Source organism: Kribbella sp. VKM Ac-2566 (assembly GCF_004366005.1).
Taxonomy (GTDB): domain Bacteria; phylum Actinomycetota; class Actinomycetes; order Propionibacteriales; family Kribbellaceae; genus Kribbella; species Kribbella pratensis.
On sequence record NZ_SODT01000012.1, the window covers coordinates 310,184 to 333,080 of the forward strand.

General features: G+C 67.8%; 25 protein-coding genes and 1 tRNA gene. 11 read left to right on the forward strand and 15 right to left on the reverse strand.

Features of this window, described 5'->3' with window-relative positions:
- Genes nuoK through EV647_RS28510 form a run of 5 tightly spaced genes read left to right on the forward strand, consistent with a single transcriptional unit; the run spans position 1 to position 5,520 of the window.
- The gene (gene nuoK / locus EV647_RS28490) at positions 1 to 309 is read left to right on the forward strand and encodes an NADH-quinone oxidoreductase subunit NuoK (protein WP_130384764.1); all 309 of its coding nucleotides are present in this window, start codon (positions 1 to 3) and stop codon (positions 307 to 309) included.
- Positions 306 to 2,069, forward strand: a complete 1,764-nt coding sequence (locus tag EV647_RS28495; RefSeq protein ID WP_134008155.1) for an NADH-quinone oxidoreductase subunit L — start codon at positions 306 to 308, stop codon at positions 2,067 to 2,069. The genes nuoK and EV647_RS28495 overlap by 4 nt, the downstream gene beginning before the upstream one ends.
- Positions 2,066 to 3,568, forward strand: a complete 1,503-nt coding sequence (locus EV647_RS28500; protein ID WP_134008158.1) for a NuoM family protein — start codon at positions 2,066 to 2,068, stop codon at positions 3,566 to 3,568. Before EV647_RS28495 ends, EV647_RS28500 begins: the two co-directional genes overlap by 4 nt.
- Positions 3,565 to 5,016 carry an NADH-quinone oxidoreductase subunit N gene (locus tag EV647_RS28505; RefSeq protein ID WP_134008161.1) on the forward strand — a complete coding sequence of 484 codons (1,452 nt, stop codon included), beginning with the start codon at positions 3,565 to 3,567 and terminating at the stop codon, positions 5,014 to 5,016. The genes EV647_RS28500 and EV647_RS28505 overlap by 4 nt, the downstream gene beginning before the upstream one ends.
- Positions 5,017 to 5,070: 54 nt before the next feature.
- Positions 5,071 to 5,520 carry a hypothetical protein gene (locus EV647_RS28510; protein WP_134008164.1) on the forward strand — a complete coding sequence of 150 codons (450 nt, stop codon included), beginning with the start codon at positions 5,071 to 5,073 and terminating at the stop codon, positions 5,518 to 5,520.
- Here EV647_RS28510 and EV647_RS28515 read toward each other — a convergent pair.
- Positions 5,507 to 6,358 (reverse strand): arylamine N-acetyltransferase, encoded by an 852-nt coding sequence (locus tag EV647_RS28515; RefSeq protein WP_166680455.1) that lies wholly within the window; start codon positions 6,356 to 6,358, stop codon positions 5,507 to 5,509. The two genes, EV647_RS28510 and EV647_RS28515, sit on opposite strands and share 14 nt — an antisense overlap.
- Positions 6,359 to 6,377: 19 nt before the next feature.
- On the opposite strand from EV647_RS28515, the gene EV647_RS28520 reads away from it, so the two are divergent.
- A complete protein-coding gene (locus EV647_RS28520) occupies positions 6,378 to 6,881 on the forward strand; it encodes a GNAT family N-acetyltransferase (protein ID WP_166680456.1) in 504 nt (167 codons plus the stop codon).
- A 27-nt stretch (positions 6,882 to 6,908) separates the two neighbouring features.
- Positions 6,909 to 7,922 (forward strand): lactonase family protein, encoded by a 1,014-nt coding sequence (locus EV647_RS28525; protein WP_134008173.1) that lies wholly within the window; start codon positions 6,909 to 6,911, stop codon positions 7,920 to 7,922.
- A gap of 3 nt (positions 7,923 to 7,925) precedes the next feature.
- Here the strand turns inward: EV647_RS28525 and EV647_RS28530 are convergent, their stop codons facing one another.
- Together EV647_RS28530 and EV647_RS28535 are read right to left on the reverse strand one after the other, a co-directional pair.
- Positions 7,926 to 8,222, reverse strand: coding sequence for a hypothetical protein (locus tag EV647_RS28530; RefSeq protein ID WP_134008176.1), 297 nt, complete (start codon positions 8,220 to 8,222; stop codon positions 7,926 to 7,928).
- Positions 8,219 to 9,085 carry a phytanoyl-CoA dioxygenase family protein gene (locus EV647_RS28535; RefSeq protein ID WP_202876344.1) on the reverse strand — a complete coding sequence of 289 codons (867 nt, stop codon included), beginning with the start codon at positions 9,083 to 9,085 and terminating at the stop codon, positions 8,219 to 8,221. Before EV647_RS28535 ends, EV647_RS28530 begins: the two co-directional genes overlap by 4 nt.
- A gap of 101 nt (positions 9,086 to 9,186) precedes the next feature.
- Between EV647_RS28535 and EV647_RS28540 the strand changes: the two genes are divergently transcribed.
- Positions 9,187 to 9,942: a helix-turn-helix domain-containing protein gene (locus EV647_RS28540; RefSeq protein ID WP_134008179.1), complete on the forward strand. Its 756-nt coding sequence runs from the start codon at positions 9,187 to 9,189 to the stop codon at positions 9,940 to 9,942.
- Between the two features lie 151 nt (positions 9,943 to 10,093).
- Positions 10,094 to 10,828: a hypothetical protein gene (locus tag EV647_RS28545; RefSeq protein WP_134008182.1), complete on the forward strand. Its 735-nt coding sequence runs from the start codon at positions 10,094 to 10,096 to the stop codon at positions 10,826 to 10,828.
- A gap of 24 nt (positions 10,829 to 10,852) precedes the next feature.
- Here the strand turns inward: EV647_RS28545 and EV647_RS28550 are convergent, their stop codons facing one another.
- Entirely contained in the window at positions 10,853 to 11,788 is a 936-nt protein-coding gene (locus EV647_RS28550) for a phosphotransferase enzyme family protein (protein ID WP_166680457.1), read from the reverse strand.
- An 81-nt stretch (positions 11,789 to 11,869) separates the two neighbouring features.
- On the opposite strand from EV647_RS28550, the gene EV647_RS28555 reads away from it, so the two are divergent.
- Entirely contained in the window at positions 11,870 to 12,328 is a 459-nt protein-coding gene (locus tag EV647_RS28555; RefSeq protein ID WP_134008187.1) for a DUF6882 domain-containing protein, read from the forward strand.
- On the opposite strand, the gene EV647_RS28560 is transcribed toward EV647_RS28555, so the two are convergent.
- Complete coding sequence (locus EV647_RS28560) at positions 12,315 to 12,806, reverse strand: YajQ family cyclic di-GMP-binding protein (protein WP_134008190.1); 492 nt, start codon at positions 12,804 to 12,806, stop codon at positions 12,315 to 12,317. The two genes, EV647_RS28555 and EV647_RS28560, sit on opposite strands and share 14 nt — an antisense overlap.
- Before the next feature lie 82 nt (positions 12,807 to 12,888).
- Between EV647_RS28560 and EV647_RS28565 the strand changes: the two genes are divergently transcribed.
- A tRNA-Tyr gene (locus tag EV647_RS28565) sits at positions 12,889 to 12,971 on the forward strand.
- A gap of 312 nt (positions 12,972 to 13,283) precedes the next feature.
- Here the strand turns inward: EV647_RS28565 and EV647_RS28570 are convergent.
- From EV647_RS28570 to EV647_RS28615, 10 genes are all read right to left on the reverse strand, one after another.
- Complete coding sequence (locus EV647_RS28570) at positions 13,284 to 14,015, reverse strand: TIGR02391 family protein (RefSeq protein WP_134008193.1); 732 nt, start codon at positions 14,013 to 14,015, stop codon at positions 13,284 to 13,286.
- A gap of 109 nt (positions 14,016 to 14,124) precedes the next feature.
- On the reverse strand, positions 14,125 to 15,549 hold the full coding sequence (locus EV647_RS28575) for a tyrosine-type recombinase/integrase (RefSeq protein WP_202876345.1): 1,425 nt from the start codon (positions 15,547 to 15,549) through the stop codon (positions 14,125 to 14,127).
- Positions 15,546 to 15,749, reverse strand: coding sequence for an AlpA family transcriptional regulator (locus tag EV647_RS28580; RefSeq protein ID WP_134008196.1), 204 nt, complete (start codon positions 15,747 to 15,749; stop codon positions 15,546 to 15,548). The genes EV647_RS28575 and EV647_RS28580 overlap by 4 nt, the downstream gene beginning before the upstream one ends.
- Before the next feature lie 84 nt (positions 15,750 to 15,833).
- Positions 15,834 to 17,471 carry a YfjI family protein gene (locus tag EV647_RS28585; protein ID WP_134008199.1) on the reverse strand — a complete coding sequence of 546 codons (1,638 nt, stop codon included), beginning with the start codon at positions 17,469 to 17,471 and terminating at the stop codon, positions 15,834 to 15,836.
- Positions 17,468 to 18,334: a bifunctional DNA primase/polymerase gene (locus EV647_RS28590; RefSeq protein ID WP_134008202.1), complete on the reverse strand. Its 867-nt coding sequence runs from the start codon at positions 18,332 to 18,334 to the stop codon at positions 17,468 to 17,470. Before EV647_RS28590 ends, EV647_RS28585 begins: the two co-directional genes overlap by 4 nt.
- A 35-nt stretch (positions 18,335 to 18,369) precedes the next feature.
- Entirely contained in the window at positions 18,370 to 18,792 is a 423-nt protein-coding gene (locus EV647_RS28595; RefSeq protein WP_134008205.1) for an RRQRL motif-containing zinc-binding protein, read from the reverse strand.
- Positions 18,789 to 19,772 carry a DNA cytosine methyltransferase gene (locus EV647_RS28600; RefSeq protein ID WP_134008208.1) on the reverse strand — a complete coding sequence of 328 codons (984 nt, stop codon included), beginning with the start codon at positions 19,770 to 19,772 and terminating at the stop codon, positions 18,789 to 18,791. The genes EV647_RS28595 and EV647_RS28600 overlap by 4 nt, the downstream gene beginning before the upstream one ends.
- On the reverse strand, positions 19,772 to 20,065 hold the full coding sequence (locus tag EV647_RS28605) for a hypothetical protein (RefSeq protein WP_134008211.1): 294 nt from the start codon (positions 20,063 to 20,065) through the stop codon (positions 19,772 to 19,774). Before EV647_RS28605 ends, EV647_RS28600 begins: the two co-directional genes overlap by 1 nt.
- A 19-nt stretch (positions 20,066 to 20,084) precedes the next feature.
- A complete protein-coding gene (locus EV647_RS28610; RefSeq protein WP_202876346.1) occupies positions 20,085 to 20,399 on the reverse strand; it encodes a hypothetical protein in 315 nt (104 codons plus the stop codon).
- Positions 20,400 to 20,645: 246 nt separating this feature from the next.
- A complete protein-coding gene (locus EV647_RS28615; protein ID WP_134008214.1) occupies positions 20,646 to 22,895 on the reverse strand; it encodes a cell division protein FtsK in 2,250 nt (749 codons plus the stop codon).
- Positions 22,896 to 22,897 lie beyond the last annotated feature (2 nt).

Sequence of the window (22,897 nt, forward strand, 5' to 3'; positions counted from 1 at the left end):
ATGCCGTTGGTCCTCCCGCTGCTGCTGGCCGTGGTCCTGTTCTGCATCGGCGTGTACGGCGTCCTCGCGCGCCGGAACGTGATCACGATGCTGATGTCGTTCGAGCTGATGCTGAACGCCGTGAACCTGAACCTGGTCGCCTTCGACGCGTGGCGGGTGGACGAAGCCACCGGGCAGACGCTCGCGATCTTCGTCATCACGCTGGCCGCCGCGGAGATCGGACTCGGCCTCGCGATCGTTCTGCTGCTGTTCCGCGGTCACGGCCACGTCGACGCCGATGCGGCCCGCGACCTGGAGGAGGCGTCGTGATCGCCACCGTCTGGCGGGTGGCCGGCGTCGGCTTCTCGCTGCTGATCCTCCTGTTCGCCGCGCTCCTGTACGGCGCCACTCCGGACCAGTACGCGTTCATGAACTCCCAGGTCGGCGACCTCACCATCGGCTTCGCCGTCCGCACCGACGACCTGACCGTCCTGCTGCTCGCGGTCGTCGGCGTGATCGCGACCTGCGTCCAGGTCTACTCACTCGGGTACCTGCATCAGCGCGCGGCGTCGTACCACGCGCTCGTCACCCTGTTCACCGCGGCGATGGTGACCGTGGTGATCTCGGACAGCCTGTTCTTCCTGCTCATCGGCTGGGAAGTGATGGGCGCCTGCTCGTACCTGCTGATCGGCCACTACTGGGAACGCCGGGACGCCCGCTCGGGCGCGGTGAAGGCGTTCCTGATGACGCGGTTCGCCGATGTCGGATTCCTGTTCGGAATCTTCGTGCTCGGCCTCGGTGCGCACACTTTCCGGATTTCCGAAATCGATCCGGTGCGGATTTCCCCCGGGGTGCTCACGACCGGGACGCTGCTGCTCCTGGTCGGTGTGGTCGGGAAATCGGCACAGGTCCCGCTGCAGACCTGGCTCCCGGACGCGATGCCGGGCCCGAGTCCGGTCAGCGCACTGATCCACGCGGCCACGATGGTTGCCGCCGGCGTGTTCCTGATCGCCCGTCTCTACACCGTGTTCTCCGCCTCGGGGACGACGCTGACGGTGCTGGCGATCGTCGCCTGCGTGACGATGCTGTTCGCCGCCCTCTGCGCATCCGCGGCGGTCGAGGTGAAGCGGGTCCTGGCCTGGTCGACGGTGAGCCAGCTGGCGATCATGTTCTCCGCGTTGTCCCTCGGTACGGCGGACGGCCGGCACGCGGCGCTCTTCCACCTGGTCACGCATGCCGCGTTCAAGGGTCTGCTGTTCCTCTGCGCCGGCGTGCTCCTGCACCAGGTCGGCAGCGCGGCCCTCGTCGTCCTGCGCCGGTACACGCGCCGCGGAAAGTTGCGGAAAGCGCTGCAGGTCACGTTCCTGACGATGACCGTCGGTCTCGCGGCGCTGGCCGGCGTCCCGGGGTTCGCCGGGTTCTTCTCCAAGGACACGGTGATCGAAGCGGCCTGGGAGAAGGCGCGCGACGGGTCGGTCGTCGGCTGGCTCGTCCTGGTCTCGGTCTGCCTGACGGCCGCGTTGACCACGTTCTACTGCCTGCGCTTGTGGCTGTGGACCTTCTTCCGTACGCCGGCGCTCGCCGGCGGCATCGGCGCGTTCGAGGACGGCGACGCGGCGGCCGACCTCGACGAGCCCGACAGCTCCAAGCTGCGCGATGCGCCCTGGGTGATGCTGGCGCCGCTCGTTCTCCTCGCGGTCGCCGCGATCGCGCTCGGGTACGCCGACGGCGTGCATCTCAACTGGGTGATCGGGCTGATCTCGACCGCGCTCGTGCTCCTCGGCGCACTCCCGGCGTACTCGCTGTGGCGGCGTGGGGCGGATCCGCGGCCGCTCCTGCTGGAGCGTGAGTTCGGAGCGGATCCGGCGTACCACGGTCTGGTCGTCGTACCCGTGCGGTGGCTGGCGAAGCTGACCGTCGCGGGGGATCGCGATGTCATTGGGGCCTATGTCCGCGCGGTCGGCCGAACGGGGACGCTGGCGTCACAAGGGTTCCGGCGGCTGCAGACCGGGAACGTACAGACCTATCTCACCGCGGCTGTCATCGGCGTCGTTGTGCTGGCCGTGCTGGCGGGGGTGATCGGCTCGTGAACGCTGTCCTGCTGGCGATCCTCGTGCTGCCGCTCCTGGCTGCGGGTGCGCTGTGGTCGATCCCGGCGGCGATCGGGGACCGGTTGGCGGCGGCGTACGGATCGGTGATTTCCGGGCTGGTGCTGATCGGGTCGGTGCTGCTCTGGCCGCAGAACGGCGGTTGGTTCGCGTACGGGCCGCAGGATCTGCCGGAAACCCAGATCGACGTCGCGTGGATCCCGTCGCTCGGGGTCCGGTTCCACCTCGGGGTCGACTCGATCTCGGTGCCGCTGATCGTGCTCACCGCGCTGCTGACCTTCCTGTGCTGCCTGTACTCGCTGAAGATCACGCCACGGATCGGCCGGACCCGTTCCCTGATCGCGCTGCTGCTGGTGATCGAGACCGGCGTGATCGGAACGTTTTCCGCGCTGGACCTGGTGCTGTTCTTCGTCTGCTTCGAGATCGTCCTGATCCCGATGTGGCTGGTCATCGACATCTGGGGCGACCACCACGACGCGGCCGGACGGAAACGCGCCGCGAACACTTTCGTACTGATGACCGTGTTCGGTTCCGCGCTGATGCTGCTCGGTTTCCTGCTCGTGCAGCGGGTGGCGGGGACATTGGACATCGTCGAGCTGACCAGCTCGCCGGTCGCCGGCGGGCACGGGATCCCGTTGGTCGCGGCGCTGCTGATCGCGATCGGGCTGGCGGTGAAGGTGCCGCTCTGGCCGCTGCACATCTGGCTGCCGGACGCGCACGCGAAGGCGCCGACGGTCGGCTCGGTGCTGCTGGCCGGCGTACTGCTGAAGCTGGGGACGTACGGCATGATCCGGATCCTCGTGCCGGTGCTGCCGGACGCGACGGCGACGATCGCGCCGTACCTCGGGGCGTTCTCGACGGTCGCGATCGTCGCGGGTTCACTGGCCTGCCTGGCGCAGACCGACGTGAAGCGGCTGATTGCGTACTCGAGCGTCGGGCATATGGGATTCATCGGACTCGGGATCTCGACGCTGTCGCCGGCCGGTCTGCGCGGCGCGTTGTTCGCGAACATCGCGCACGGGCTGATCACCGGGCTGCTGTTCTTCCTGGCCGGTGCGATCAAGGATCGCCACGACACCAGCGACCTGCGGACGATCGGGCGGGCGCTGTACGCACGGTTGCCACGGATCGCCGCGCTGCTGACGTTCGCGTGTCTCGCGTCGCTCGGTCTGCCGGGGCTGGCCGGGTTCTGGGGGGAGATGCTGGTCCTGCTCGGTGCGTACAACCCGGCGCCGTGGTTGCCGCGGACAACGTTCCTGGTGTTCATGGTGATCGCCGGACTCGGAACGGTGCTCACTGCCGCGTATTTCCTGCGCCTGGTCCGCAACCTGTGCCAGGGCGATCCGGCCGAGAACCCGCCGGCCGCGTTCGCGGTCGACCTCAGCCGCATCGAGCTGGTCACCTGGGCCCCCCTGATCACGCTGACCGTGCTACTCGGCCTCTGGCCCGGCCTCCTCCTGCAGCAATGGGTGGCCCTGTGACTCTCACCTGGACTGATTGGCAGGCGATCGCCGTACCGCTGGTGCTGGCGCTCGGTGCCGTCGCCGTACTTCTGGTCGACAGCTTCTGGAAGAGTGCCTCGGCCGAGCTCCGGCACACCGTGGTCACGCTGCTCACCAGCGTGGTCATCCTGTTCGGGCTCGTGTTCGTGTGGGCGCGTCGGGACGACTTCATGCCCGCGTTCTGCCGGCCCGCGGTCGAGGGGCCTGCGCAGTGCAGCCTGGTCTTCGAACCGTTGACGGCCGGGTTGTGGGCAGTGCTGCTGATTGGTGGACTCGGCGTCGCCGGACTGTCGGCGTACCGCTTGCTGGCAGCGGACGTGCCGATCGGGGAGTACCACTTCCTGCTGCTGAGCGCGCTGACCGGTGCGACGGTGCTGGCGGGTGCGCGGGATCTGGCGACGCTGGTGATCGCGCTCGAGGTGGTGTCGCTGCCGAGCTTCGCGATGGTCGCGCTGCGGCGGGACCGGCGTGGCTCCGAGGGCGCGATGAAGGCGTTCCTGGTGTCGGTGCTGTCCACGGCCGTGATGCTGTTCGGGGTTTCCTACCTGTACGGCGTGACCGGGTCGCTGTACCTGTCCACGATCGCGAACCGGCTGAACGGGCTGGATCCGGACCTCGCACGGGTCGCGTTCGCGGCCGGGCTGTTCGTGATCGTCGGCTTCGGGTTCAAGATCGCGGCGGTGCCGTTCCATGCGTGGCTGCCGGACACGTACGTCGGCGCGCCGATCGAGGTGACCACCTTCCTCGCGGTCGTGTCGAAGTCGGCCGGCGTGGCGGGGCTGCTCGTGCTGGTGACGTCCGGGATCGCGCCGGACGGCTCGCAACTGCGGACGGTGATCGCGATCCTGGCAGCGATCACGATGACGGTGGGCAACCTGGCGGCGCTGCGTCAGGTCGAGGCGGTCCGGCTGCTGGCCTGGTCCTCGATCGGCCAGGTCGGCTTCCTGCTGGCGCCGTTGGCCGTGGACAACGCGCAGGCCGTCGTCGGGTACCTCGCGGCGTACGTCGTGGTCACGCTCGGCGCCTTCGGGGCGGTCGCCGTCGTCCAGCGTCATCGCCCCGCTGGTCTGCTGACCGACTACCGCGGCATGGTCCGTTCCGAGCCCGGTCTGGCTGCGTCACTCATCTTCTTCCTCGTCGTGCTGGCCGGGCTCCCGCCGGGTCTCGCGGGCCTGTTCACCAAGTTCGCCGCGTTCCAGGCCGTCATCGACGGCCACCTCGGCTGGCTCGCGATCGTCATGGCCCTCAACGTCATGATCGGCCTCGCCGTCTACCTCCGCTGGATCGCGGAACTCTTCCGCCTCCCCGCCGACGCCCCCTTCTCGGTGGACATCGAAACTCCAGCCGTCACGATGATCTCCCTCTGCACCGCGGTAGCCGCCGTACTCTCGGTCCTGCCGAGCATCATGTTCGCGCTCGCGACCTGACAGGTTCCGGTCACAGCCGGGTCGACCGTCGCTTCGCTCGATAGCCTCTGGCGGGTGATCACACGAGGAATCGCCGGGCTGGTTCTGATGTTCGCGCTGGTCGCCTGCGGCGGGTCCGGCAAGAGCGAGACACCGCCGTCGGGTACGCCCGCCGGTACGCCGACCAGCGCAGCGGTGCCTGCGGCCAAGGACGGGCAGAACTACCAGGCCTGTGTCGACGGCGTCTGTGAGGTGATGATCCGCACGAAGGCCGTCATCAACCTCAAGGGGGCCAAGTTCACGGCGACGGTGGCGGACGGGACGCTCAAGCTCACCGACTCGAAGGGCTACATCTCGTTGAGCAGGAGCGGCAGCGACGTCAGCCGCAGTGGCGGCGGCAGTGCCGGAGGCGTGGCCGGCGGTCTCGCCGCAGTCAGCTGGAGCGACCAGGACGGACCACTTCACATCGCCACCCTGACGTACGCCGAAGGCGACGCCGTCATCGTGAGCTTTACGACGAAGTAGCCCGCGCCTGGAAGTCCTCGTACTGGGCCCAGACGCGGCGCCACAGGATCTCGCGGTCGGCGGCGGAGTAGTGCGGGAGCGGCAGCCGGAAAACGTCTGCGAGTGCCGCGAAGTAGTCCGTGGGGTTCTCGAGCAGCGTGCTGTCGACGCGGTCGGAAAACGTTTCGCTCAGACCGACGGAACGCAGTACGACGACGGACTCCGGCGTACGGCGGAACGCGGATGCCAACCGTACGAACGAGGACGCGGGGTCGGCGGAAAGCGCTGCATGCTGGACCGCGAACGCGTCGAGGGTGACCGGGGCCGACTCGAAGTCCATTCCGATCAAGTTCGCACGCGGATCGTGGTCGAGCCGCCAGCCGTCGGTCTTCTCGGACGGGCGGAGCCGCATCGTGAACGGGTACTGCTCCATCTCGCCGGTCTCCAGCGGCATCGGGTAACGCAGCCCGTCGCCGAGGCCGGCGTCGACGAGCCACTGGCGCTCGGGGTCCTCGACCAGCCCGCTGACAGTCAGCACCATATGGCTGCCGTCGATGTCGCCGGGGCGGTTGACGGTCTGTACGCCGCCACGGTGCATCTGGACGCGGTACCCGAGCTCGGTCAGCAGTAGCGCGAACGTGCCGTTCAGCTGGAAGCAGTAGCCGCCGGTCTCCCGCGCGATGATCCGCTTCGCCACGTCCTCCGGCTCGAGCGGACCGCCCGGCGTGAGTTGGTACTGCACCGTCTCGTACGGCACCTGGTCCACGTACGCGGCGTGCAACTGCGACAGCGCCTCCAGCCGCGGCGGGCCGTCGTACCGGTCGATTCCGATTCGCTGCAGCAGCGCCTTGGTGTCCATGCGCCTTAGGCTAAGCGAGGTGATCAGCGTCCTCGACCGAGTTGCCGCTCTTGCCATCGCCGACGAGCTCGGGCACGTGTTCGCCGCCTCGTTCGATGATGGAGATGCCGAGCACTTCGCAACCGACCAGCTCCCCACGCACGCGGATCGCGACGACTTCAAGCTGGTCGCGGCGCGGAAGGAAAACGTTGTCGGGTTCGCATACGGATTCACCGGAAAACGTGGACAGTGGTGGTCCGACCGAGTCGCCGAGGCGATCGGGCCGGAGCTCACGGCGGAATGGATCGGCGGACACTTCGAGGTCGTCGAGCTCGCCGTACTCCCGGAGGCCCGGCGGCAGGGCATCGGGACCGAGCTGATGCAGGAGCTGATGCGCGACCTGCCGAACCCGCGCGCGTTGCTCACGACGTACGCCGACGACCGTCCGGCACCCCGCCTGTACCGACGGTTGGGATGGCAACTCCTCGTCCCCGACCTCGGCTGGGGCTCCGCGCTCTACGGTCTGGACAGGGGCGTGCCCTAGGTCCCACGACCTGGCAGGGTATGGGGCATGACTTCTGAGCGGATCTATGTCGGGAGCTATACCAGTCAGGCCGGCGGCGGGGACGGGATCGCGTTCGGTCCGCTGGACGGGATCGAAACGGTGGCGACCGTCGCCGACCCGTCGTTCCTGGTCATTTCCGCGGACGGGCGGTTCCTCTACGCGTGCGACGAGGAGGACAACGGCCGGGTCGCGGCGTTCGCGATCCAGCCGGACGGCGGGCTCGAGCTGCTCAACCAGCAGCCGACCGGTGGCGTGCACCCGTGCCACCTGGACATCGACCCGTCGGGCCGGTTCGTGCTGTCGGCGAACTACACGTCCGGGTCCGTTTCCGTCCACCCTCGGAACGAGGACGGCTCGCTCGGCGAGCGCGCGTGCTTCGTCCAGCGCTCCGGGACCGGACCGAACGCCGAGCGCCAGGAGGGACCGCACGCGCACCAGATCGCGTTCGACCCAGCCGGTGCGTATGTGTTCGACATCGACCTCGGTTCCGACACGGTCTACTCGTCGACGCTGGGCGAGGACGGCGTGCTGCACGAGGTCGACCAGTTGCGTGTCCACCCCGGCGCCGGCCCGCGGCACATGGTGTTCCACCCGACCGCGGACGCGGCGTACGTGATCAACGAGCTCGACTCGACGCTGACCGTCTGCAGCTACTCCGACGGGAAGCTGCAGGTCGTGCAGACCGCCTCGACCCGGCCGGCCGACTCGCCGGGCGAGAACTTCCCGGCCGAGCTGCTGATCTCCGCCGACGGCCGGTTCCTGTACGGGTCGAACCGGGGCGACAACACCATCGCGGTGTTCGAGACCGCCGCCGACGGGCAGTCGGTCGAACTGGTGCAGACCATCTCCTCCGGCGGGGACTGGCCGCGGCACCTTGCCTTCGGCAACGACGGGAAAACGCTGTACGCCGCGAACGAGCGCTCCGACCAGATCGCCACGTTCACCATCGCCGACGGCCGGCTCACCCAGGTGGGCGAGCCGGCCGTCTGGCCGAAGCCGGTGTGCGTCGTGCCTGTGTAGGACCTAGACGAGCTTCTCGAAGAAGAACTCGTGCTTGAGGAAGGACACGTCGTACTCGTGACCCGGGTACGGCGGGTTCAGCTGGGACGCCTGGAAGAGGCGCCACCCGTCCTTGAGCGCGTCCAGCCCGGTCTCGTACGGCGGTACGTCACTGTCACCCGTCGTGGGGTGCGTCTCGCCCGTGCCGTCGTACGTCGACCAGCCGACCACGCGCGCGTCCAGCGCGGAGGAGGCCAGGTAGAGCACCAGCACCTGCTGACGAAGGCCGGTCTGCAGCGGGGTCTCGGCGGTGGAGGTCATGCCATCTCCTTTTTCGCGGAGGCGTGCGGGTTGTTGGCGCGGTCGGTCACCACGCGCTGCGGGCGGTTCGAGACGCGGGTGACCCAGTAGTTCGGGTCGTAGGTGTCGTCACCGGTGATCGCCTGCCACAGCTTGATCCGGTTGTACTTCTCCAGCCGGCCGGTGGCGTTCTCGTACCAGGGGAAGTTCTGCTCGAGTTCGGCCGCGACCTGCTCGTCGTACAGGTCGTCGGTGTTCCAGAGCCGCACCTGGCGGACGGTCGGGTTGAACCGGATCTTGAACATGTAGCGGTCGAGGTCGCTGTCGTTCTTGCGGCCGCCGTGCCAGATGCCGTGGTGCAGGAACTGGACGGTGCCGGCCGGGCAGACCAGGCGGGTCTGACCGCGCAGGTTCTGGTAGCGGCCGGTGTCGGACTCGTTGGTCCGGCGCAGGTGGCTGCCGGGAACACTGAGCGTGCCGCCCATCTCGAGCGTCACGTCCTGCGGGTAGTACATGAGCTGTACGTCGAAGGCGTCCGTGCGGACGTCGATGATCGCGTCACCGTGCAGGTTCTGCGCCTCGCCCTCGTGGGCCTTGCGGATGTGGACCGCGTGGTGGTCGACGGTCGGCTCCGGGCCGACCAGGCTGTGGATCGCGCCGGCCACCTCGGGCAGCTGCACCAGCCGCTCGACGAACTCGCTGTCCACGAACGCCTCCGACAGCGGGGTGCCGTACGGAACGCCCGGAATGCCGGCTTTCAGGACCTCGATCGCCTGCTGGTTCATGTCGTCCGGCACGACGGCGTCCATCCGGAGCGCGCCGGTGGCCACGAAATGTGCCATCTGTACCGAGGAGAGCAGGTGCTTGCGGTGCGGATGGGGCATGGAGACTCCCATGGTGGGTAGTGGTTGCTACTCCACCAGGCTAGGCAAAGAGGCCGTGCGCTCGCGTGGGTTGTGTTCACCACTACTGGTAATTTCTCACCATGATCGAGTTGCATCTCGTGCAACCGCCGGAGGTGGTGAACGCCGGCGCGGGCGTCCACGGCGTCCGCGGCCTGCGGGACAGGTTCCGGTTGCCAGACCTCTGGCAGCTGCACCTCTTCAACTACTCGGCCGAGCTGACGCTGCTCGGTACGACGTATTCCGTGGCGCCCGGCTATGTCTCGCTGACGCCGGCCGGGACCCAGGTGCAGTTCGACTACCGCGGACGTTCCGAGCACCTTTACGCGCATTTCCGGCCGGTCGTCGCGGGCGATCCGTCGTACGTTCCCGTCGTACAGGACGCCGGTGAGGCCGCGCCGCTGCTGTCCGCTCTGCTGCGCTCCGCGATCGAGTCGTCTCCGTCCGGTTCGGCCCGCACCGCTGCGGATGTCTGGAGCGCGCTCTGGCGGATCGCGGATCTCACGCCCGTTACCACCGAAACCCGTCACCCGGCCGTCGCCACCGCGATCGCACACATCGAAGCCAACCTCGCCCAGCCGCTCACCGTCCCCGGCCTGGCGCGCGTCGCCGGCGTCTCCCACAACCACCTGACCCGCCTCTTCCAGTCCGACACGGGCTCCACCGTCATCGCGTACATCCGCCGCCGCCGCATGACCCGAGCCCGCCATCTCCTCGTCTCCTCCACCCTCTCCATCCCCGCCATCGCCGCCTCAGTGGGCATCCCCGACCTTCAAGCCTTCAACAAGACCTGCCACCGAGAGTTGGGCGCCTCCCCCCGCGCGGTCCGCGCGGCCTGAATACCGGAGGCCTTCGCCGGGAGTGATCAGGGAGTTCGACGACCGAGAACCGTATGGTCCACGGCGAGTACGTCGACCTGACGACGAATCCGCATCCGGACCTGTCGTAATGCGCTGGCCGGGGCGCGGCGGCAGGATTAGCGTTCCGGCCATGTATGAACTGATCCCGGTCGCCGACGCGCCCGAACTGGATGCGGAAGCGGGCGAACGCTTCCGTGAGGAGTGGCCGGAGTTCATCTTCCACGACGAAGGCGTGACACCGTACCGGGAGCGGCGGGTGGAGTACTTCCCCGACTGGGAGTTCTACCTCGTCGCTGAGGACAGGCGGCTGATCGCGGGCTGCTGGGGCGTACCGATCGCCTGGGACGGCACGGTGGCGGATCTTCCCGGCGGGTTCACCGATTCGCTTGCGCGGTCGGTGAACTCGTACGAGGAAAACGTCGTACCGAACACGTTCGTGCTGATGGCGGCCGCCGTACGCTCCGACGAACAGGGCCAGGGCCATGCCGGCCGTGTCATCACCGCCGTCCGCGACCGCGCGGTCGCCCGTGGCCTCGGTCAGGTGATCGCCCCGGTCCGCCCGACGCTCAAGTCGCGCTATCCGCTGACGCCGATCGAGACCTTCATGACCTGGACCCGTCCCGACGGCTTGCCTCTCGACCCGTGGCTGCGCACCCACGTCCGCCTGGGCGCCACCCTCCTCGCGCCCGCCCCCGCCTCCCAAACCATGACCGGCACAGTCGAGGACTGGGAGAAGTGGACCAACATGCCCTTCCCCTCCACCGGCACCTACACCATTCCCGACGGCCTGACCACCTTGCAGATCGACCGCGAAGCCAACACCGGCACCTACATCGAACCCAACATCTGGCTCCGCCACGCCTGAATGCCCCGGCCCTCCAGGCCGGCTTCAACTGGACTGAACTGCCAGGGCCGCGAGGCCCTCGGCCAGGATGCCTTCGACCACTTGGAGGGCGTACGGCTCGTCCGGGCCGGTGATGGCCTGATGGGACCAGCCGACGACGTCCTCGTACGCGCGGACGTGGCGGTAGTAGTGGACAGCGTCCTGGTCGAGCGTGTGCGGGCCGTAGCCGGCGAGGAAGGCATCCTGCTGCGCGGACGTCGTCGGGCCGACGTCGCCCATGCCGCCGAGCATGAACATCAGGTCCTGCTCACGCGGCGCGTAGATGACATCGTCCCAGTCGATCAGGTGCAGCCCGTCATCGACCAGGACGTTGCCGAGATGCGGGTCGCCGTGGCAGACGACCCGCGGGCCGTGCGGCGCGGGCGGCCGGTTGGTGAGCAGGTCCGTGATGACGTCGTCGTACTGCTTCCACACCGCCGCCAACTCCTCCTCGACCTCGCCCTCAGGGGTCTCGAGTCGCGTACGGACGTCCTCCGCGAGCGCCGGCGTACGCGCATCGATGTGACTGTGCTTCGGCAACGCGTCCCGCAGCCGGGGCGGAAGCTCCGCGTCGTGCACCCGACGCAGCAGTACGCCGTACTCCGACCACTGCTCGTCCGTCAGCCCCGACTCTGCCGCCCGGGGACCGTCGATCCACGGCGTGATCGTCAACCGCTTCTTCGCGTGCACACTCCACAGTCCGCCCTCGGACGTCCGGATCAACTCCGGTACGCCGGGCAGCCCGCTGTCGGCGAGGTACGCCGCGACCTGATGGCCCGTGTTGGTACCCGCGCCGCTCCACTTCACGGCGTACGCGTTGGTCGCCGTGGTCGCCCGCCACACCTGAGCGGCGATGTCCGCGCCGTGCATGACCGGTGTGAGTTCCACCACTTCGAGCCCGAAGTCCGCCAGCAACCACTTCCGCATCAACGTCTCGCCCACACCCGCCAGCATGCCCGGCAACCACCCCACCCGCGAACCGATTACCCGCCGTTGCCCTCGTGGGCTGGAACGATCGCTCGGATGGAACACGATCATGCTGACTGGGAGGCCGTCGTACAGGCGGCCCATCACCGTGCCGCCGAGCGTCAGGAGCGCCTGATCGGGAGACTCGGCGAGGACGCGCAGTACTCCTGGGACCTCGAACAGGCCGCGATCACCTGGTCGCGGGAGGGCGCCGAGTTCTGCAGGGCGCGGCTCACCCTGATCGGCACGGTGAGCCTGGCCGAGTCGAGCTGGCTCTGGTCGTGGGCCAACGACTCCCTACCGCCCAGCGCGGTCGGAGACATGGATGCGGTGCGCCAGTACGGCGAACTCCACGGGTTCCCGGTCCTGCCGTGGGAGTCGTTCGACCATCATCCGGCGCTCGTACGGGAGGCCAGGGTGGTGTCAGCCGCCGTACTGGACGCCGCCGGCCTGTGGACCGACCAGGCCGGCGACATCCAGTTGCACTTCCTGCTCCACGACCTCAGCGGTAGTTGACGAACTGCACCGCGAAGTCGAGGTCCTGGCCCTTGATCAGCGCCTGAACCGCCTGCAGGTCGTCACGGCTCTTGCTGGAGACACGCAGCTCCTCACCCTGGATCTGGGCCTTGACACCCTTCGGGCCCTCGTCGCGGATCAGCTTCGACAGCTTCTTCGCGTTCTCCTGGGTGATACCGGCGTCGATCGTGGCATTGATCTTGTAGATCTTCCCGGACAGCTTCGGCTCGTCCGCCTGCAGACCCTTCAGCGAGATCTGCCGCTTGACCAGCTTGTCCTTGAACACGTCGAGAACGGCGTTCACCCGCTCCTCGGTGCTCGCCTGCAGGTCGATCGACTCACCGGACCACTTGATCCCGGCATCCACGTTCTTGAAGTCGAACCGCTGGCTGATCTCCTTCGCCGCCTGGTTCACGGCGTTGTCCACCTCCTGACGGTCCACCTTGTTCACGATGTCGAAGGAGGACTCCGAAGCCATGGGCACTTCCTTTCCGATTTGCTGTCAGGGCCACTACCTGTTGTATCGTCTCCCACGCCGGTTCACGAACCGGCAGCACCCTGGCGGGTTGCCCGAGCGGCCAAAGGGAGCAGACTGTAAATCTGTCGGCTTATGCCTACGCAGGTTCGAACCCTGCACCCGCCACACGCCGAAAAAGGGCCCCTGACCTGCGGAAACGCAGGCAGGGGCCTTCTTCGTGCTGTCCGGCTGTGTCCGGTGGTCACCGGTGATCTACGGCTGTCCGTGCGGAATCCGTGCGGAAGCTTGCGAGCGGCGGTGGTAATCGGCGGTAGCTGGTGCCAGCTGGCGGGGCCTGCCAGAGCAAGGTCTCGCGGACTGTGGGTAGATTCGCTGAGTGGTTGACCGCGATGCTGGCAAGGACTTCATGTCGGGTGCAGAGGTCTGGCAGCGATCGCGGGCGGTCACGGCTCGGGCCGGGCGGTCGTGGCACGACTGTCAACTGGCCCCACGCACAAGTTCGGTCTCGTCGGTCCAGCGGGCGACCACGGACAGGACGCAGAGCATCTCCAGGGCGTATTGCTCCGACCATTCCTCGCTGCTGTGCGCGGCCACGTTGCGGATACCCGCGAAGGCGCCTTGGGCAGTGAGATGGAGTCCGTCTTGGCGCGATCGCCAACCCTCACTGTTTGGGTCGCCAGGTAGGTGAAGCCGCGGCCGGCCAGCGGCCAGCTTCTGTGCGAAAACTTCCTGGACCAGTGCTCGGTCCGCCAGGTGGCTGCTGGCCTTCTGCGCGATGTGTGCCGACAGCGACGTCGCCGCCACCCCTACTGCGACCCTGTATTGGCCAGTGGTCCATAGTGGCCCTGCTGCAGACCAGATGTGCGGATGGAATCGGTCAGCTGCCACTGTGGGGGCGTCCGGAGAGAGATTCCTCTTCACCAGCTCCGCATCCCGAGCCACCCCCAGTGCCTCCTCGGCGATCTTCTGGTAGAGGAGAGCTTGGTTTCTCAGATTGCTTGGAACGTTACTAGGCAAGGCGATGTCGAGCGCCCGGAGGATCCTGAGGAATGTCGGAAGCTCGCCGCGGTATCTCGGTGCCAACATTCGCATCGACTGCCCTGCGACTGCCCCGAAGGGGTCGCTCGGCCCGACAGTCAACGTCGCGATCAGCCCGGCGCAAGTGAGACGGAAAGCCTCGATACGCTTGGCCATCCACTCGTAGTTCACTGAGGCACAATAGCGCTGCTGGCCGCCGGGCTGATACGTGCAAGCTGTGTAGTCCGGGCTGATACGAGGGATCCGTGGTGCATGGACTCCGTGTGATTCGTTCGGAGAATCAGGCAGACCGCTGGTAGTCGATCGAGAGAGCTGCCTCAACGCGGAGTCGGGCTGCCGCGTCCTGACCGTCAAGGCATTTGGCGTACACCTTTAGCAGGACGTTGACACTGTGGCCCGCCCACTCGGCTACCTGTGTCGCGGGTACGCCCGCGTTGAGCCACAATGACACGGCCGCGTGTCTGAGGTCGTATGGTCGTCTCGCGAGTGGCGAGGCGGCCTCGGCTTCGCTGAGCGCCTTCGTACGGGCCTTGTTCCACACCCGAGCGTAGGTGTTCGAGGACACCGGGTTGCTGTACGGCGGCGGCAGGGGGATGCCCGCCTTCCCGGTGCGACTGACGAACAGCCGGCCGCCCGGTCCGGGACGGAACTCAGCAATGTGCCGGCGCAGCAGCTCGACCAGCTCCGGGCAGGCCGGAACGGGACGAGTCGCCTTGTCCGGCCGGTGCTTCAGACTCCGGTCCTCGCTTGCCTCGCCGTTGTCGGTCCACTCGACTCCAGCGTGCTGTGTCGAGCCTGTCAGCAGCAATTCGCCCCAGCCTGCCTCCGGGAGCTTGCAGTCCGAGACGCGCAGGTGTTTCGCCTCGGACGGCCGCAGTCCGGCGAAGTAGAGACACCCGAAGAATGCCTCCAGGGCAGGGTAGATCTCTCGGACCGCCTGGAGAAGTGCCCGTGCTTGGTGTGGATTGGCGACAACGCGGCGGTCAACAATGTCGGTGTTCTCCGGCTTGGTCCATTGCACTTTGTCGATCGGGTTTGCCTCGAATAGTTCCAGTTCTACGGCGTACTCCAGCGCGCTGTAGAACGCCGACCGCTTCCGTGTGACTGTTGCGGCCGCCGCCGATTTGCCGTCGAGTTTCACAGCAAGCGAATCGAGTGCGCGACGCATTACAGGTGCGTCCCTCAGATTGGATAGATCGGGCGAGTTGTCTGCGATCCACCGGACCCGTGCAGCGTCCTTGTCCTGTGGGGTCGCTTCCGCGATGGGGATTCCGGCGCGGGCGGCTTTGTTGAAGGCCCAGTTCCGGAGGACTGAGCGAATCCGCTGTGTCTCGTCGGTGGTTCGGGTCGGCAGCAATGCGATGGTCACGGTCGCAAGTGCTTCGGCGATGTTCTTTCGGTGACGCGGTGATGCGTGGGGCCACTTGACATCCACGAACTCTGCCGCGTGTTCGTACCACGTGCGTCGGCTCAACTCCCGGAGCATCGTTTGCGGGAGGCCGCTCTCGATGTCGAACGGAACACCCTCACGAGCGGCCGTTGTCAGCTTCGATCGGAAGCTGTCGGCAAGTTTGCTAGTGGCAAACGTCTCCTGCGATCGCTTGCCAGCCACCTCCCACCTGACGGTGTATGTCTTCCCGCGCTTCCCGGCGTAGGTGGTGATCTTGAAGATGCGCACGTCGTAGGACAGGTTGTCGGCGCTCACGCTGCATCCTCCAGGCTTTCGAGCCAGCGTTCGTAGTCGGTGAGGCGGATTCGGATATCGCCGTTCGGGAGCTTGATGCAGCGGGGTGCCTTCTTCGCCGCTCGCCAGTCGTAGAAGGTTGAGCGGGCTACGCCCAGGTCAGCGCACACGTCAGCGATCGTGAGGTGCGCCCGTCGCCGGGCCGGGGTTGCCGTGCTCACGCGGAGTCTCCTTCGGGGTCGTGAGGCTCCGACAAAATTGACAAAATTGACAGAACTCGGTTTCTGTCGTTTTTGTCATTTCTGTCAGGGCGTTGCGAGGACGGTTGGGTGGACTTCGTAGGCGGTCGACGGACGGCCGCGCTTGCCGGTCGTCTCGGGTGTCTTGGGTCTGATGTGGCCGTGGTCGGTGAGCAGGGAGAGTGCGGGGTCGAGGTCGGCGGCGACGGCGAATCGGGTGCGGCCTTGGAGGGCGCGGAGGGCATCTCTTCGGGTGAAGGTGGGGTGGCCGTGTTTGGTGATCCAGGTGAGGACTTCGCGGGCGTCGTCCAGGTCGGGGTCGGATCGGCCCATGAGGTCGTAGACGGCTAGGGCGTGGTCGAGGTAGTAGCGGCCGACGTTTTCGGCCGCGCGCATGGTGTCGGCGGTGATGGGTCGGGCGTAGCCGTGGTGGAAGTTGTGGGCGATGTGGAGCAGTGCGGCCAGCCGGACGACGGCACCGGCGAGCTTGGATGCCCAGTCGGTGATGCCGGCGAGCTGTCCGGTCTGCGGGTGCAGTCGCGGTTCCAGCCAGTTCTGGAAGTCCAACAGCACCTGTCCGGCTTCAGGTTCGAGATCAAGCTGGTGCGGTTCCTCGTGGTCGGCCAGGACGAGAACGAGGGTTTTGAGTGCGTCGCGGTACATCGTTTCGATGTGCTCGGGGACGGGCTCGGCTTCGTTGTTGCGGCTGCCCACGGTGTTGGGCGGAACGCTGTAGAGAATCCGGGCCAGCACGCCGCGATCCCGGAAGCCCGGCTGTGCCGCCAGCCCTGCAAGGGTTCCCGGCTGTGTGGTGACTCCGAGTGTGAGTGCGGGTCGTTCGACGGTCTCGGATTCGCGGCCCTTGCGGTCGACCTGGAGTTTGTCGCCGGCGTGGCCTTTGAGGAACACACCGAGGTTGGGTTGTGCGGAGTAGCGGGTGCCGGTGAGGGTGGCGAACACGTCACCTTCGGCGGACAGGACGGCCATGCGGCCGCCGTGGGTGGCGAGGAGCGAGATGCAGGATTCGGGCGTCACATCGTCGGTCATCAGTCGGGGCAGTTCGGGTACGACGATGCCTGCGGCTTCCTTGGCGGCGGCGGTCGCGTCGGCCAGTGCCTCGTGCGGGTTGGCGGTGGCGCGTTCGGCCTTCTTGGCAAGGTCTTCGGCACGTGCAAACGCGATGCGGGCGGCCAGCTCGGCTTCCACCCGCCGTTCGGCCGCGAGTTCGCGCAGCGCATCTTCAGCCAGGGACAGGGGTGCGGTCATGGCGCGGAACACCGGCGACTTCCGGGAGCCGGGCGGGAGCGCGGTGACGGTGTAGAGGTTGACCTGTTCGACCCACGACCGGGTGACCCGAACCAGTACCTTGCCGCCGGCGGCCGTGGACAGGCACGCCAGCGCCACCGACCCCGCGAGGTCGACCGGGGTCTGTGTGGCTTCGGCGACCGCGCCGACCTGATCGGCCAGCCAGCCGGGGAACACCTCGACGGGGAAGGGCCGAACGAGCCGCTTCGTCTTCAGCGGCACCGGCGGGCCGTCCCAGCCCTGCGCGGCGGGTGGCGAGAAATCGCGTTGCGGATCCCGAGCGCGGTTTTCGGCGTGTGCCGGGCGGATCGGGGTCGGTGGCACCGGGTCCCAGGGGTCTTCGGGTGGCTCGGTGAGCGGTGGCAGGGGTGGCAGCCAGTCGGGTAGCTCGGCAGTCACGCGGCGATCCCTTCGGCACGGAACCCGCCAGCTATGGCGGCTCGGATTTCGCGGGTGGTCTGTTCGGCTTGCTGTCCCACGTCGGTCAGCGCGGCGACGGCGTCGGTGTGGCTGATCGCACCGGCCGCGACCATCCGCGCAACGCCCCTTGCAGCGCCGTAGAGCGTCGTTCGGCGCTTCCCCTCGGGCGCGTGCCGGACGGCGTCCAGGTGCGCGTCCAGCAGCCGCCCGGGGTGGGAGATGCCCCCTGCTTCGGTGGTCCGGATCGGGCCGGACGGCTGAGCGGTCGCCGGCGCGACGGGCAGGCACGCGGAGATCAGCGCGGGGGGCATCTCCACCGGTTCGGACAGTCCCGCGCCCCGCCGGTAGGGCTGGTGGGTGCGGTGGTGGATCGACGGCGGAAGGACGACGTAGCCGCCGTCAGCCTTCACATCGATCCCCGGCCGGTTCGGCATCGGTCGCGAGCCGATGTCCCGGCCGGGGTGGCGGTAATACAGGTGCACCCCGCCCGAGCCGGTGCGGACCCACAGCGTGCGGGGCACCAGCTCGTGCGCCACCAGCTCAGCCAGGCTGTCACTGCCGCCGTGCGCGGGGTCCACGTCGATGACCACGAGCCCGGACACGGCACCGGTCCGTACGGCCAACTGCCCACGGGGTACGGCGGTCACGATCTGCGCGACGCGTTCGGGGTCGGTGGTGGCGGCGTAGAACCCGTGGCAGGTCAGGTGTCCGCAGGCCGCCGGGTCGTGCGGGTGGTCGCGGCAGTCGTTGCAGTTGGCGACCGGCCGCTTGGAGCGACCGAGCATGAACACCGGCCAGCCGCGTTCGGTCGCGGCGACGGCGGCGGTCAGCAGGTCGTTCATCGGAGATCTCCTCTCGAGTAGGGGACAGTCGCCGGTCAGGCAGCGGCCGGGTAGTTGGCGGCGTCGATGCAGTCCACGCAGCGGCCGTCAGAAGTCGGGATGCAGCAGTCGGTGACGGCCTTGCAGAGTCCGCAGGTGCGGCGGGCCTGCATCGCCTTGTCCAGCGCGTTGAGCTGCGCCGGTGACGGCACGCGGGAGGGTTTGGCGAGGTCGAGCCGGTACAGCCACGCCCACCGCTTCCCGTTGCGCCACACCAGCAGCGCGTACGGCTCCTGCCCTCCCGGAGACATGCGCATCGCCCGGAGCTGGCGGCGGGTGGCGAGCCCTGCCGGTGCCCACCGGAACCGGAACACCGGCGTTCCGTGGTGATCCCACCCGAGGGCCTGTTGGCCGTTCCACAGCTCGATCCAGCGCGACGCGGCCGGGTGCAGCGTGGCGCGGTCCAGTGCCGTGCTCATGCCGTCACCCCAGCGCCGGCGTCGGTGTGGTGTACGGCGTCGATGCGTCGAGCGACCCATTCGAAGACCGGCACAGCGACTGAGTTGCCGAGTTGGACGTACCGGTCGCGGTCGGACTGCGGGGAGCCGTTGGAGGTGGCGGTCCAGCCGTCGGGGAACCCCTGGAGCCGTTCGGATTCCAGCGGAGTCAGCCGGCGCGGCCCGGTGTTCGGCTGGACGACGTAGGTGACCATCGTGGGGTCTTGCTTGTCGTTGCCGCCGTGGCTGACGAGCGAGTGCGCGTAGGTCGGTACCCACGTCGTCAGGCCGCCTCGGTGGTCTCCGTCGCCGCGACCGTCTCCAGCGCCGTTCGAAGCGCCAGAGGAAGGTTGCGGCGTCGCCTCGCAGTGCGGGTGAGGATGCCCCGGCACACGGTCGGGCTCAAGGAGTACGCGGACAGGTGCGGTCCGGTCTCCAGAATGTCCGACAAGGACGAGTCGGCGGCGTCGGTGGGGTACTCCGAAACCGCGACCGTCCAGCACCCGCCAGGCACTGTCCATCCTGAGGTCGGCCAGGTCGGCGAGGACGTGCCCGAAGTCGCGGCCGTCGTTGACGGACAGAAGGCCAGGGACGTTTTCCCCGACGAACCAACGGGGACGAAGCTCACCCAGCAGTCTCGCGACGTGCATCCACAGTCCCGTGCGTGGGTCTGCCAGGCCGCCACGACGGCCGCGAGGTGAGTTTCCTTGGCAGGGCCACCCGGAGGCGAGGACGGTTCGGTCGGGAACAACTCCAACTGCTGTGAGGTCATCGGCGGTCACCTTCGTGATGTCTTCGAACAGGTGCGTTTCGGGGAACCGGTCGGCCAGCACACCGCGTGCGGCCGGGTCGATCTCGACAGCGGCGGCGGTGGCGATGCCGGCGCGGTGAAACCCGAGATCGATACCGCCGATCCCGGCGCACAGCGATACCAGGTGCAGGCCCGTGCTCGGCGCGTTCATCAGAGCCTCCACCAAGGGCGTCGCCGGTCGGCCTGCTCGAACCGTTCGCGGGCTTCGAGGGCTTCGGCGGTCTCGTTGTTGTGCGAGTACTGGTTCAGCTCGTCCAGCGCGGCGCGGTACTCCTCGCGCGGCGTCAACGGCCTGTCGGCGTCGCCGCGTTCGTGCCTGTCGTCGTTGCCGGTGTCGGGTTTGGTGCGGTGGAGGTTGGCGAGCTGGTCACGGAAGTCGGCGCGGGACTCGTTGTTCAGTCCGGTGGCGGTGGTCTTGCGGCGGGGTTTGCGTGGGGTGGCCACGGTGGTCCTCCGTTCGGGGTCAGCGGTTCCGGTGGTTGTTGCGGCGGTCGAGAAGTCGGCGGCCGATGCGGCGTCGGCGGCCGGTGCCTTTGCAGCGCGGGCAGTTGCGGAACTTCTTGCCGGACAGGGATCGGGACTTGCCGTCGCCTGCGCAGCGGGTGCAGTTGGCGTAGGGCCAGATCACGCAGGCGAGCAGGTAGAACGCGACGATCACGAGTCCGGCAGTGATCAGGACGGCAACCTGTACGACTTCGCGCGGCTGCTGTGCGAGTTCCGACGCAGCGATGATCAGTCCCAGGCTGCCGAGGAGCACGGAGTAGGCGGAGTCAGACATGTCCATCACTTTCTGTAGTCGAGTCAGGGTGTGACGGGTCAGGGCGGGCACCTGGCGGTGGCCGTCCGGCGTGATGTTCGAGTTGGGTTAGCTGCCGGTGATCGGGTTAGGTCTGTAACTCACCGGCCCACTGGGGGTTAATGTGGCTCTGACCTGCGGAAAGTTAGCGAGTGAGGCGAGTTAACCCAGGGTCGGAATCCGCTGGTCAGAGCCCGGTTTCGGCGGTCTCCGACCCTGGGCGTTGAGCTAACTCGCGAGCTGTCCCGTGTCGTCGCCGTCCTCGCCGGCGTCGGTCGGGTCCTGTTCCCGGCGCACGATCGCGTCACGGACGGTAGCGGGGTCGAGGGGGTAGCGGTTCCCGGTCGACGGGACCCGGATGCCGTGCTCGGTGTCGAGCAGTTCCCGCAGTGCCTTGCCGGTGAGGGTCAGGTACGGCGTCCAGGTCGGCGCGAGCCGCTTGAGCAGCGCGGGCACGTCCGCACTCGGCACCGGTTCGTCTCCGAGGACTTCGTCCAGGTCGGTCAGCAGGTCGCGGGTCTCGATCTGCACCGGCCGGGAGTCCGGGACCTGCTTGCCGAGCTTGGCGATCGCGTCCAGCGACCGCTTGATCAGCGGCGTCACCTGATCATTGCCCTTGGCAACGTCGAGGTAGTACCACTGCAAGATCTCGGACCGCTCACCGCTGAAGCCCTTCACGACAGCGGTTCCCTTGTCGGTGCCGGGGATCAGCTCGGTCGCCCGGTGCCCGGCCGCGTACGCGCCCTGACCGAGCAGGGCATCGTTGGCGACGTGGTCACCGACCGCGAATGCGATCCCGTTGGAACAGTTGCGGGTCACGTCACGCGGCATCGAGTCCCGCGTCGGTGCCTGCGTCGAGATGATCATGTGAATCCCGCGCTTGCGTCCGAGCTTCACGATCTCCACCAGCAGCTTGGAGATCTCCTTGCCGTAGGTGTCATCGGTGATCGCCACGTGCGCCTCCTCCAGCAGGCACACCAACGGGTGCAGCCCGACACCAGCAGAGGCGAGTTCACGAGTCACGGCGGGCACCTCGTAGCGGATCAGCAGCTCGCCGCGCCGCTGGACCTCTTCATGAACGTTCACGAGCTGGTCGCGGATGGCTTTCATGGATTCGTCGTCCGCGCCCATCACGTACGACGAGCAGCGCGGCTTGAACACCTCGAAGTCGAAGTTCGTGTCCGGAACCCAGATCCGCAGCTCGGTCGTGGGGTCGAGCGCGCAACCGGCCATGATCGCCCGCGCCGCGCTCGACTTGCCCTGACCGGGCATGCCACCGGTCATCGTGTTGCGTTCCATGATCGGCGCGAGCATCGCGTCACCGCGCAGCGTCTTCCCCGACGGCACGCCCTTGAACACGTCCACCAGACCGCCGGCCAACAGCGGGTACTCACCCGCGCCCTCCGCCAGCGCGCCCTTGTCCGCGATCCACACGTCCAAGATCCCGGCCTCGCTGCCGGTGGTCGGCCACACCTCCTTCGCTGCCCGGTGCAGGCCGGTGGCCAGGTCACCACGGCGGCGCGCGATCTTCTCCGCCGTGACGCCGGCAGGCAGCCGTACGACCGCGTGGGTGCCGCGTCCGTCGACGCGGGCCGGGGTGATGAACTGGAGCTTCAGCCCGGCTTTCAGGTACTGCGTGATCGCCGGGATGCGCAGCGCCTCCAGGGCTTTCGCGATCGTGGTTTCATCGATCGCCACATCCCACGCTGTGTCGGCGGTGGTGACCAGCCACGACGGCGGCTCCGCACGGCGCTTGCCCTCCCGCCACGCGGCCAGCACGATCAGGAACGGTGCCGCGATCGAGACGCCGCTCCAAACGATCGCGCCGGCGGCGATCAGGAACCCGATCAGCGCGAAGAACCCCAGCCACACGCCGGTGAACGAGCCGTTGCCGGTGGCCTTGGTCAGGATCGCGACCAGCAGCACCAGGAACGGCACCCCGACCGCCATGGCCACGGTGACCTTCAAGACACCCCACGCGAGCTTCGGGAGATCCATCAGGCGGCGGTGCCGGCGTTCGGTGGCCATCTCCTTGCGGTCGGTCCACTCCTTCAGCTCCTCGCGATCACCGACCGCCTCAGCGGCCTTGATCTGGCGCCGGTAAGTGCCCATCGTCGACGCGTCCCACGCGCGCTTCGCCCAGGACTCGACACCCTGCACGACCGTGAATCCCTCGCGCAGCAGCACCTTGCTGGCCGTCTTGGTCTTGTCGTGCGTGGACACCTTCACCACCGCACGCGTGGCGACCTGCGTACCCGTCACCGCACGGCGCACCAGCGCGCCACGGTTCGCGAGGCGGCGGTCCAGCTCCGCCGACTCCTCATCGGTCAGGATCTCGCCCTCGATCACCTCAGCCTCGACCGGCTCGGCGGTGTCGGCGTCGACGCGTTCGGCCGGTTCGTGGGCGATGCCCTGTGCAGCGTCCTGCGGGCGCTCGTCGGTGTCGTCGTTGGTGTGAAGCTTGTGCACGTTGTCCATGC